Origin of the sequence: uncultured Pseudophaeobacter sp. (assembly GCA_905479575.1) — a bacterium.
Classification (GTDB): Bacteria; Pseudomonadota; Alphaproteobacteria; order Rhodobacterales; family Rhodobacteraceae; genus Pseudophaeobacter.
Window position 1 is genome coordinate 1 of the sequence record CAJQNB010000082.1, and the last position, 11,643, is coordinate 11,643.

Here is an 11,643-nt window from a genome sequence, read left to right on the forward strand (position 1 = left end):
GTCGAATCAGGCGGCTCATCCGCTGGTCTGAAGCGGTTTTGTGAAGGCGTTGGCGCCAACACATTGGATATCGCAAACGCGTCCCGTGCCATCCGACCTGCAGAGGTTGAAGTCTGCGCCGCAAACGGTGTCACAGATATCATCGAAGTTCGCATCGGCTATGACGGGATCGTCTTTGCCTCTGACATCAACGGCAACGAATTTGCCTACACCCCAACCGACTGGTTCCTGGCGCTGTCTGACGAGATCCTGGTTGACGGTAAAATGGTTCCAAACCCAAACAAGACCTGGGCCGACGTGAACCCATCTTTCCCAGCTCAGGCCCTGCAGGCCTTTATTCCTGGCACCAAGCACGGCACCCGTGAAGTGTTCGAAGACAAAGTGATCCTGGCAGGCTGTGAAGCCACCGGCGCATTCGAGCACCTGCTGGCCCATGCCGAAGGCGACACCGCCAAGGCACAGAAAAAAGCCGCTGAAAAAGCCTGTATTTCGCTGCGCACCGATGGCGTTTCTGTCGACATCGACGGCGACTACACCGAGACCCTGGCCCGTATTGAAAGCAACAAGGACGGCATCGGCGTCTTTGGTCTGGCGTTCTATGAAAACAACACCGACAAGCTGCAGGTTGCGACCATGTCCGGTATCGTGCCTTCGACCGAAAGCATCGCCACCGGCGAATACCCTGTGTCGCGCCCACTGTTCTTCTACGTGAAAAAAGCCCACATCGGCGTGATCCCAGGCCTGAAAGAATATGCTGAGTTCTTCATCTCCGATGAGGTTGCCGGCCCCGATGGCCCACTGTCCGAGTATGGCCTGGTTGCTGACCCAGAACTGAGCGACACGCAGGACGCGGTTGCCAACGAAGCCACCATGGGCGGCAACTCCTAATCGCCCCCAGTACATAGCTTTTGACTGGGGCGGGCTCTCCGCCCCAGTCCTAATTCCTGGACCAGATCCAGCTCCCATTTTCTGCCGCTGCCATACCGGAGCATAAGATGCCAACATTCTGGCTTGTCGTTGTCCTGCTGGCGCTTACTGCGCTTGGCTTTTGGTTCGGGCGCCGTCGCGCCTTGAACTCGGCGCAGGGAAACCCGCGCGAACTGCATTCACTGCCCGTCTATTACGGCGCCAATGTCGCCATGAGCGTTGCTATTCCAGCCCTGATCACCCTGATGATCTGGCTGTTGGCGCAGCCGCTCCTGATTGAAAATCGGGTGTCGGCAACGATCCCCGCAGAACTTATCCCTGAAAACACCAGCATTGGCCTGGTGATGAGCGACGTGCGCCGCCTGGCCGAAGGCCTGGACGAGGCTGTCCTGCAGGGGGTTATGACCAAAAGCCAGTCGATCACACTGAATACCGAAGCCAGTGATATTCGCGCGGTTCTCGGTACTGTTGGGGTTGCCCTGGGGTCTGAAGTGCGCCCCGAAGTGCTGGAGGCCGCGCAAAGCTACCGTAGGCTGTCCAGTGTGGGATCAACCGCCATGACCCTGGTCTGCCTGGTCCTGGCGCTGATTGGGTTTGGACTATCTACGCTGCGTACCACCAAAGAGTTTCGTGCCAGAAACGTTGTGGAACGCGGTGTTCTAGCGTTGCTCATTCTGGCTGCATCGCTGGCGATCCTCACCACGGTTGGCATCGTATTGTCGATGCTGTTTGAGACCATCAACTTCTTTGGCTTGCATGCCTGGAGCGACTTTTTCTTTGGCTCTACCTGGGCGCCGAACTTCCGCGGCGACAGTGAACTGTCGATGTTGCCTTTGCTCTGGGGGACGCTCTACATCTCGGCGATTGCTTTGATGGTTGCGGTACCCATCGGCCTGTTTGCCGCCATCTACCTGTCTGAATATGCCAGCTCCACGGTGCGTTCCTTTGCCAAACCGCTGCTTGAGATCCTCGCTGGGATCCCAACTATCGTCTATGGTCTTTTTGCGCTGCTGACGGTTGGTCCGCTGCTGCTCAAACTGTTCGGCCAGGGTGAAGACGGTGTGCTTGGGCTCAGCTGGATGACAGGCGCGACCTCGGTTCTGACCGCTGGGGTGGTGATGGGCATTATGCTGATCCCCTTTGTGTCCTCGCTGTCGGATGACATTATCAACGCCGTGCCGCAATCCCTGCGTGATGGCTCGCTTGGCCTTGGTGCTACCCCATCGGAAACCATTCGTCAGGTGGTTTTGCCGGCCGCGCTTCCGGGGATTGTTGGCGCCATTCTGCTGGCAGCCTCGCGCGCCATCGGCGAGACGATGATTGTGGTTATGGGGGCAGGGGCAATTGCCAAGTTCTCGGCCAACCCTTTCGAATCCATGACAACAATCACCACCCGCGTGGTCAGCCAGCTGACTGGCGATACCGATTTTGCCAGCCCCGAAACTCTGGTAGCCTTTGCCCTCGGGCTTTCCCTCTTTGTCCTTACCCTAGGCCTAAACGTCCTGGCGCTCTATATTGTGCGCAAATATCGGGAGCAGTACGACTAATGACCGATCTCAGCTCAACCCCGAACCAGCCGGCACCAGCGCAGAGCTCTTTGCTGACACTGTCCCAGCGGACCATCAAGCGCAACGCGTCGGAAACCCGGTTCAAAGCCTATGGTATTGCTGCCATCGCCGTCGGCCTGATTATGCTGCTGGTTCTGGTGACCACAATTGTCGGCCGCGGCACTGGTGCCTTTCAGCAGACCTTTATTACCGTGAATGTTGAATTGCTGGAAAGCAAACTGGACAAAAACGGCGAACGAAACATCGAAGACATCAAGCGCGTCACCACCTTTGGCTATGCGCCCTTGATCAAATCCGCGATGCAGACAGCGGTTTCAGACCTGGGCATTGAGACCAGCCTGAAATCCAAGGATATGGCGGGGCTTTTGTCGAAGAACGCTGTGGCGCAACTGCGGGCCTTTGTACTGGCCAACCCTGATCAGATTGGCGAAACCGTTGAGTTTCGTTTTCTGGCCCAAAGCCGTGTTGACGGCTATTTAAAGGACCGGGTGTCCCGCGACAGCATTGCCAATGACAAGAATATCTCTCCGGCGCAGCTGGATCTGGTGGATGCGCTGATTGCGGCTGGGGTCATTGAAAAAACCTTTAACCTTGACTTCATCACCGGCTCTGACGCCTCTGACCAACGTCCAGAAGCTGCCGGCATGGGGGTTTCAATGCTGGGGTCGCTGTTCATGATGCTGGTGGTGCTGGCCCTGGCCCTGCCCATTGGTGTGGCCGCCTCGATCTATCTGGAAGAGTTTGCCCCCAAGAACTGGATCACCGATGTGATTGAAGTGAACATTGCCAACCTCGCGGCGGTGCCTTCGATTGTCTACGGTATTCTGGGGCTGGCGGTTTTCATCAACTATATGCATCTGCCGATGTCGGCGCCGTTGGTTGGTGGCCTGGTGCTGACGCTGATGACGCTGCCGACGATCATCATCTCCACCCGTGCCGCCCTAAAGGCGGTTCCGCCCTCGATCCGGGATGCGGCCCTGGGGGTTGGTGCTTCCAAGATGCAATCGGTTTTCCACCACGTGCTGCCCCTGGTCGCGCCTGGCATTCTGACCGGGACCATCATCGGCCTGGCCCAGGCACTGGGGGAAACCGCACCGCTGCTGTTGATCGGCATGGTTGGCTTTATCGCTTCCAATGCGCCTGAAACCATCGGGGAAGGCCTGTTGTCCCCGAACTCTGCAATGCCTGCACAAATCTACGAATGGGCCAAACGCGCCGACCCGGCCTTTTATGAACGCGCCTGGGGCGGGATTATCATCCTACTCGTTTTTCTTGTAACCATGAACACGGTGGCGGTGATACTGCGTCGTCGCTTTGAGCGTCGCTGGTAGCCGGAGGTGAGGAAATGAACACTATGAATATGTTGGATAAAACCTTGGACACAATGACCACCAAGATCTCCGCACGGGACGTGAACGTCTACTATGGGGATACGCATGCCATCAAGAACGTGAATGTCGAAATCGACTCCAACACGGTCACAGCCTTTATCGGCCCCTCGGGCTGCGGAAAGTCTACTTTCTTGCGGTGCATCAACCGGATGAACGACACAATTGATGTCTGCCGGGTGGAGGGTGACATCCTGCTGGATGGGGAAGACATCTATGACAAACGGGTCGATCCGGTGCAGTTGCGCGCCAAGGTCGGCATGGTCTTCCAAAAGCCCAATCCGTTCCCAAAATCCATCTACGACAATGTCGCCTATGGTCCCCGGATCCATGGTCTGTCGAGAAACAAGGCGGAAATGGATGAGATTGTTGAGAAATCCCTGCGCCGGGCTGCGATTTGGGAAGAGGTAAAGGACAGGTTGGATGCCCCCGGCACCGGTCTTTCTGGCGGTCAGCAACAGCGTCTGTGCATTGCCCGTGCCATTGCCACCGAGCCAGAAGTCCTGTTGATGGATGAACCCTGTTCGGCGCTGGATCCAATTGCCACCGCGCAGGTAGAAGAGCTGATCGACGAGTTGCGGTCAAATTTCTCGGTGGTAATCGTGACCCACTCGATGCAACAGGCGGCACGGGTCAGCCAGAAAACGGCCTTCTTCCATCTTGGCAATCTGGTTGAGTTTGGCGCTACAGGCCAGATTTTTACCAACCCCGAAGACCCCCGCACCGAGAGCTATATCACAGGCCGTATCGGTTAAGCCCACAAAGGAAAATACCATGGTAGAACAACATATTGCCTCCGCCTTTGATCGGGATCTCGAAGCGATTCAGGCCCAGATCATGAAGATGGGGGGACTGGTCGAAGCGGCCATCGTCGATTCTGCACGGGCGCTGGAGACCCGGGATGAAGAGCTGGCGCAACAGGTGCGTCTTGCGGATCAGGCCATTGATGGTCTGGAAGAGCTGATCAATGAAGAATCCGCCCGCGTGATTGCCATGCGTGCCCCGGCCGCGGTTGATTTGCGGGTGGTGTTGTCGGTGATGAAAATCGCCGGCAATCTGGAACGCATCGGTGATTACTCCAAAAACATCGCCAAACGCACCGGTGTGCTGATCCAGTGGCATGACAGCACCGACAGCTCCTCTGCCTTACGTAGAATGGCCCGCGAGGTCGAACTGATGCTCAAGGATGCGTTGGACGCCTATATCCAACGGGATGTTGAACTGGCAGCGGATGTGATCATCCGGGACCGTGAAGTCGATCAGATGTACAATGCGCTGTTTCGCGAGTTTCTGACGCATATGATGGAAGATCCGCGCAACATTACCGCCTGTATGCACCTGCATTTTATTGCTAAAAACATCGAACGCATGGGCGATCACGTGACCTCGATTTCCGAGGAGCTGATCTATCTGGTGACTGGTAACCGCCCCGAGGATGAGCGGCCCAAAGCCGATACCACCTCCACCGCGATCGGGGAGCTTTGATCCATGACTGCCGATCAGCCTACTGTCCTGATCATCGAAGATGAATTGGCGCAGCGGGAAGTCCTTGCCTATAATCTGGAGGCCGATGGTTTTCGGGTCATTCGGGCAGAAAACGGCGAAGAAGGCCTGCTGCTTGTCGAAGAAGACATGCCTGATATTATCGTGCTGGATTGGATGATGCCAAATCTGAGCGGTATCGAGGTGTGTCGCCGCTTGAAAACGCGGCCTGAAACACGCGGCATTCCGATTATTATGTTGTCGGCCCGATCCGAGGAGGTCGATAAGGTGCGCGGGTTGGAAACCGGCGCGGATGACTATGTGGTCAAACCTTATTCGGTGATTGAGCTGATGGCGCGGGTGCGTACCCAGCTGCGCCGGGTGCGCCCGTCGACCGTCGGTGTGCGTTTGGAGTTTGATGACATCATACTGGATGCAGAAACCCATAAAGTCAGCCGCTCGGAGAACTCGCTGAAGCTGGGACCAACCGAGTTTCGCCTGCTGTCCACCTTTATGGAAAAGCCAGGTCGTGTCTGGAGCCGGGAGCAATTGCTGGACCGGGTTTGGGGCCGTGACATCTATGTCGATACCCGGACCGTCGATGTGCATATTGGCCGTTTGCGCAAAGCCCTGACCCAGTTCGGCGGGGATGACCCGGTGCGAACCGTGCGCGGGGCAGGCTACGCCTTGGGCTAAGTCTGGCCAGAACCAGGACGGGACGTGAAGTCAAATGGGTGCCCTTGTTTGGGCGCCCATTTTGTTATCCGCTGCGGTGAACTGGGGGGCCTTATCGCGGCAACGGATCTTCTGGCTGGGCCTGTCCCTCTAGCCAGTGACGAAAGGTCGTCAACGCCGGATCGCGGGATTTGTTTTTGGGCCAAACCAGATAATAGGCGCCGGAAGCCTCGGTTGTGTGCGGCTGTAGTGCCGTCAATCGCCCGGTGGCGATGTCTTGTTCCACCAGATAGTCCGGCATCAGGGCCACGCCCAGCCCATGCTGCGCAGCCTGCGTTATTGTTGAGAATTGATCATACATTGTGCCGCCCATCTCCTCTGGGCTGGCGTCAACCCGGTGGAGATTGAACCAATCCAGCCAGGCCTTTGGGCGGGTCTGAATATGCAGGAGCGGCATTTTGAGGATTTGCTGCGCGGGAACATAGTTGCCAATGGCCACCAGTTCCGGGCTGCAAACCGGCAGAAGATGCTCACTTTTCAACAACAGGCTATCAGTGCCGGGCCAGTCCGCGTTTCCAAAATGTATTGCTGCATCAATTGGTTCACTGCCAAAGCTGAAAGCCTGCAGCCGGGTTGTCATATTGATGGTGATATCGGGGTGACGGCGGGCAAATTCCGGCAGGCGCGGCATTAACCACCGCATCCCAAAGGCAGGCAAAATGGCTAGGTTGAGTGTTCCCGCCAGTGGCGCCGTCTGCACACGCAGGGTGGATTGAGTAATCTTGTCCAGCGCTTCGCGGATCTCGCCGGCATAGGTTTCCGCCTCCGGTGTCAGATGCAGTTTTTTGCGGTCGCGCTGGACCAAAGACACCCCAAGCTGCGCCTCAAGGGATTGTAATTGCCGACTAACTGCGCCCTGGGTCAGGCACAGCTCTTCGGCTGCCGCAGAAGCACTGCCAAGCCGGTCGAGGGCTTCAAGAGCCCGCAGGGCAGAGATTGAGGGGAGGAATCGCCGGGGATGTTGCATGTATGAGTTTTACTCATGTTTGAGTGCCAAAGTCTCGCTGTTTTTTTGTCAGGGCAGCTGTTAATCTTTGCGCAACACACGCCATAAATCCAATATTGAGGATCTTTTGATGACTGATAAGCCAAGCCTGCGCGCCAAAGACGCCCCTGATCTGGGAGGGTTCACCTGGGAAGATCCCCTGCGTATGGACGACCAGCTGAGCGAAGATGAGCGGATGATCACCGCCTCCGCTCGGGCCTATGCCCAGGAAAAGCTGCAGCCACGGGTCACTGCGGCCTATGAAAACGAAGAAACCGATCCTGCGATCTTCCGTGAAATGGGTGAAATGGGCTTGCTGGGCACCACCATCCCCGAGGAATACGGCGGACTGGGCGGCGGCTATGTCTCCTACGGTCTGGTTGCCCGCGAGGTCGAGCGCGTCGACAGTGGCTATCGCTCGATGATGTCGGTGCAAAGCTCACTGGTGATGTATCCCATCTATGCCTATGGCAGCGAAGAACAGCGTCAGAAATACCTGCCCAAACTGGCCTCTGGGGAATGGATCGGCTGTTTTGGTCTGACCGAGCCTGACGCAGGTTCAGACCCAGCCGGCATGAAAACCCGCGCCGAAAAAACCGCGACGGGCTATAAGCTGACCGGCTCCAAGATGTGGATTTCAAACGCACCGATTGCGGATGTCTTTGTTGTTTGGGCCAAGTCCGAAGAACATGGCGGCAAGATCCGTGGCTTTGTGCTGGAAAAAGGCATGAAGGGCCTCTCGGCGCCAAAGATCCAGAACAAAGCCTCGCTGCGGGCCTCGATCACCGGTGAAATCGTCATGGATGGTGTTGAAGTTGGTGATGAGGCGCTGTTGCCGCATGTCCAGGGGCTGAAAGGTCCGTTTGGCTGCCTGAATCGGGCGCGCTATGGCATCAGCTGGGGCGCCATGGGCGCGGCAGAGGCCTGCTGGCATGCGGCCCGTCAATATGGTCTGGACCGCCATCAGTTTGGCCGCCCGCTGGCCAACACCCAATTGTTCCAGCTGAAGCTCGCCAATATGCAGACCGAAATCACCCTCGGGTTGCAGGCCTCTTTGCGGGTTGGCCGCCTGATGGATCAGGCAAACGCTGCGCCAGAGATGATTTCTATCGTCAAGCGCAACAACTGCGGCAAGGCGCTGGAGATTGCCCGCAATGCCCGTGACATGCATGGCGGCAACGGCATCAGCCTGGAATTCAACGTCATTCGCCACATGGTGAACCTGGAGACCGTTAACACCTATGAGGGCACCCACGACGTGCATGCGCTGATCCTTGGCCGGGCTCAAACCGGTTTGCAGGCGTTTTTCTAAGGAAAGCGTGCCTTTCGTAGGCAGGTTTTTGGAAAATTTGCTCTGATACTGGGCGAGGGGTGATGAGCCATCCCTCGCCCTTTGCCATTCCAGATCTGCATCTGCGCAATATCGATTTGCAATTTTGCATATATTGGAGGTTGGGAGCCCATCCCGGCAAAGCTGCAAGGGATAGGCGGGGGAGTTTGTCCTCTCCGGGACGTGGTTAGGATCCAAAAACCTTAACAGGCCGCTTTGCTACCTAAAGCCCGATCTGCAGTGGAGGTCTGCTGATCTTATCTTGAAAACAAAGGGCTTGAGAGCAGCAGGCCTGGGGGGCGCTGTGTCGCAGTCCGGTTCATTTGGTTACCATCCACGATGCCGACCTCGGGATTATACAAAACCAGAGTGGCGCGGCACGCCTGTTGCAGCCATTTGTGCAGAGGGCGCTTAGCGGCGCCATAGGGCAGGGTGATCTTGCAGCGATGCAATGGGGGAAGCCGCTCCGCAAGAGAGCAAACGCCGACCTCGGGCTAGCTTTGCAAAAATATATCTATAGATTTGCACAGATGTAGCTACAAAAACGCAAGACTGGCAGGCCTAGCCCGCCGGAGACCCAAACATTATCGCATCTTTACAATAGGTTAACATCTTTCGTCGGGCCTGTGAAGGCTTTTCTTTCGCTTTGGTCGGCGCCAGGGGTTTACTCTTACCCATTTACATATAAATAAATGAATGTGTAAATATTCCCGGCCCAGAGGGCGTTAAACGGATGAGAGCGGCAATGACAAAAACAGCCTCGGGCAACCCGCAGTGGAAAAGGCTTTTCCCGATCCTAACCTGGGGCGCTGCTTACAATAGACAAGATCTGGGTGGCGATGTCACTGCAGCGGTGATTGTCACCATCATGCTGATCCCCCAATCCCTGGCCTATGCCTTGCTGGCGGGACTTCCCGCAGAGGTTGGGCTATACGCCTCGATCCTGCCCTTGGTCGCCTATGCCATCTTTGGCACCTCACGGGTATTGGCGGTGGGGCCGGTCGCGGTGGTTTCCTTGATGTCTGCCTCGGCCCTGTCATCGCTGGGGTTGGAAACCGTCGCCGACTATGTCGCTGCCTCAGCTGTGTTGGCGCTGATGTCGGGGGTTTTGCTGGTTGCCATGGGGGCGCTGAAACTGGGCGTGGTTGCAAACCTGCTCTCACATCCTGTTATCGCAGGGTTTATTACCGCCTCAGGCCTGTTGATCGCGGTGAGCCAGGCCAAGCACATACTGGGTATCAAAGCCACAGGGCATAACTTGATAGAGATCCTTGGGTCGCTGGGGCAGGGGCTGGGACAGGTCAATTTTGTGACGCTTATCTTAGGTCTTGGTGTCCTGGCCTTTTTGTTCTGGCTCCGCCTTGGGCTTTCGGATCTGTTGCAGGGCAAATTTGGCCTGTCCAAGCTGGCTGCGGGTACTATTGTACGCGTTGGCCCGGTTTTTGCTGTCTTTGGTACCATTGCCTTGTCCTGGGGGTTGGATCTGCCAGCCCTCGGGGTTTCGGTTGTTGGGACGGTGCCAACTGGCTTGCCGCCTTTAGGGTTGCCGACACTGGACAGTTCGGTATTAACCGCCCTGATTGGCCCTGCGGTGTTGATCACCATCATCGGCTATGTGGAAAGCGTCTCTGTCGCCCAGACACTGGCCGCCAAGCGCCGCCAAAAGATTGATCCCAATCAGGAGCTGACAGCCCTGGGGGCCGCAAATATTGCCTCCGCTTTGTCGGGGGGGTATGCGGTCACCGGTGGCTTTGCCAGATCGGTGGTGAACTTTGACGCCGGTGCACGTACCCCAGCGGCTGGCGCTATGACCGCAATTGGTTTGACTTTGGCCGCTATCTATCTGACACCATATCTTTATTTCCTGCCAACCGCGACATTGGCAGCCACTATTATCGTAGCCGTTCTGTCGCTGGTCGATCTCTCCATCCTAAAAACCGCCTGGAGCTATTCGCGTGCAGATTTTGCCGCCGTTTTCGTAACCGTGGTGTTGACACTGCTGGTTGGAGTCGAAACCGGTGTTGGCGCTGGGGTTGCGACCTCGATCGCGCTGTTCCTGTGGAAAACCTCGCGCCCCCATGTGGCTGAGGTCGGGCAGGTGCCAGGGAGCCAGCATTTCAGAAACATTGACCGCCACAAGGTGCTGACCGACCCGACGTTGGTCACCCTCAGGATTGACGAGAGCCTGTATTTTGCCAATGCCCGGCGCATGGAAGAGCTGATCCTGGATCGTGTCCATCGCGGGGCAGGGCAGTTGCGCCACGTTGTCTTGATGTGTTCGGCTGTCAATGAAATCGACCTCAGCGCCCTGGAATCCCTTGAGGCCATCAACCACCAGCTTGCTGATCTTGGGGTGCAGCTGCATCTGTCAGAGGTCAAAGGGCCAGTGATGGACCGCTTGAAACGGAGCCATTTCCTGGATGACCTCAGCGGTGAAGTTTTTCTATCGCAGAACTGTGCCTATGAGAAACTGACAAAGGATCAGAAGCCAAACCCGTCTTAGGGGCATAGCGAACCTATAGCGGCATAAAAGCTCTGCTTGAAACTTGAACGGTGTTGCCCGACGGATCCTTTGTATTGGCAAAGCTATATCCGTCAGTCTGAAAAATAGTACCAAACGTCAAACCGTTACCGCGCGCAGCTTCGCAAAAAGTCGGGACGTCTTTGACATCAAACACTAGCTTTACAAGAACCTGACCCTCCTTTTGCTTGGCGGATGCAGGGTGCAAAAGTATCGGAATACCGTTGTCTTTTGGCTTTAGTTCTAAAATCCGATCGCCCTCGATATGGGAGAGCGTATAACCAAAATGTTTGGAATAAAACGCAACCATTTGCTCGATCTTATGAGTGTAAATAATGATGCGCCCAAGTGCTGCTTTCATTGCCACTGCCTTTGCATCGTTTGGGTTGAAACCGATGTATCAGAGAATGCCTGACCGTGTCAGGTTTGCCCGCGCAAAGCAATCAGGCCGGCCATCTCAGGTATGGCGTGTTTGTTGCGCGCGTTTTGAATGTCGTTTGGTGACGACCAGGCGGTTTTAAGCATCATATTTTTGGCTTGGCATTGGTTGGGGACGCGCGCTCGCAACTGTGAACTCACGGTGAAGTGCAGTTCTTGATATCTCGTTTTACTCCAACCGGTTCTGAATTTCCATCAGGTTGCTTTCAAAGACCTCAGCGGGCGTCCGGTAGCCAAGGCACTTGCGCGGCGTTTCGTTGAGGCGGTGG

At 56.3% G+C, this 11,643-nt stretch carries 10 protein-coding genes; 8 read left to right on the forward strand and 2 right to left on the reverse strand.

Annotated features, from left to right (window positions below):
* The 6 genes from QZ268_RS18830 to phoB all read left to right on the forward strand — a co-directional run.
* Positions 1 to 888, forward strand: an 888-nt coding sequence (locus tag QZ268_RS18830) for a substrate-binding domain-containing protein (RefSeq protein WP_295455572.1), incomplete at its 5' end; no start/stop codon positions are given.
* A gap of 107 nt (positions 889 to 995) precedes the next feature.
* The gene (pstC, locus tag QZ268_RS18835; protein WP_295455573.1) at positions 996 to 2,474 is read left to right on the forward strand and encodes a phosphate ABC transporter permease subunit PstC; all 1,479 of its coding nucleotides are present in this window, start codon (positions 996 to 998) and stop codon (positions 2,472 to 2,474) included.
* Complete coding sequence (pstA, locus tag QZ268_RS18840) at positions 2,474 to 3,826, forward strand: phosphate ABC transporter permease PstA (RefSeq protein WP_295455574.1); 1,353 nt, start codon at positions 2,474 to 2,476, stop codon at positions 3,824 to 3,826. The genes pstC and pstA overlap by 1 nt, the downstream gene beginning before the upstream one ends.
* 14 nt (positions 3,827 to 3,840) lie before the next feature.
* A complete protein-coding gene (pstB, locus tag QZ268_RS18845; protein ID WP_295455575.1) occupies positions 3,841 to 4,638 on the forward strand; it encodes a phosphate ABC transporter ATP-binding protein PstB in 798 nt (265 codons plus the stop codon).
* 19 nt (positions 4,639 to 4,657) lie between these two features.
* Entirely contained in the window at positions 4,658 to 5,368 is a 711-nt protein-coding gene (phoU, locus tag QZ268_RS18850) for a phosphate signaling complex protein PhoU (protein ID WP_295455576.1), read from the forward strand.
* Positions 5,369 to 5,371: 3 nt separating this feature from the next.
* Positions 5,372 to 6,061, forward strand: coding sequence for a phosphate regulon transcriptional regulator PhoB (phoB, locus tag QZ268_RS18855; RefSeq protein WP_295455577.1), 690 nt, complete (start codon positions 5,372 to 5,374; stop codon positions 6,059 to 6,061).
* A 91-nt stretch (positions 6,062 to 6,152) separates the two neighbouring features.
* Here the strand turns inward: phoB and QZ268_RS18860 are convergent, their stop codons facing one another.
* On the reverse strand, positions 6,153 to 7,067 hold the full coding sequence (locus QZ268_RS18860) for a LysR substrate-binding domain-containing protein (RefSeq protein ID WP_295455578.1): 915 nt from the start codon (positions 7,065 to 7,067) through the stop codon (positions 6,153 to 6,155).
* 109 nt (positions 7,068 to 7,176) lie between these two features.
* Here QZ268_RS18860 and QZ268_RS18865 point away from each other — a divergent pair, with 109 nt between their 5' ends.
* Entirely contained in the window at positions 7,177 to 8,397 is a 1,221-nt protein-coding gene (locus QZ268_RS18865) for an acyl-CoA dehydrogenase (RefSeq protein WP_295455579.1), read from the forward strand.
* Positions 8,398 to 9,160: 763 nt separating this feature from the next.
* On the forward strand, positions 9,161 to 10,918 hold the full coding sequence (sulP, locus tag QZ268_RS18870; RefSeq protein ID WP_295455580.1) for a sulfate permease: 1,758 nt from the start codon (positions 9,161 to 9,163) through the stop codon (positions 10,916 to 10,918).
* Between the two features lie 13 nt (positions 10,919 to 10,931).
* Here sulP and QZ268_RS18875 read toward each other — a convergent pair whose 3' ends face one another.
* Positions 10,932 to 11,297 (reverse strand): VOC family protein, encoded by a 366-nt coding sequence (locus QZ268_RS18875; RefSeq protein ID WP_295455581.1) that lies wholly within the window; start codon positions 11,295 to 11,297, stop codon positions 10,932 to 10,934.
* Between the last annotated feature and the right edge of the window lie 346 nt (positions 11,298 to 11,643).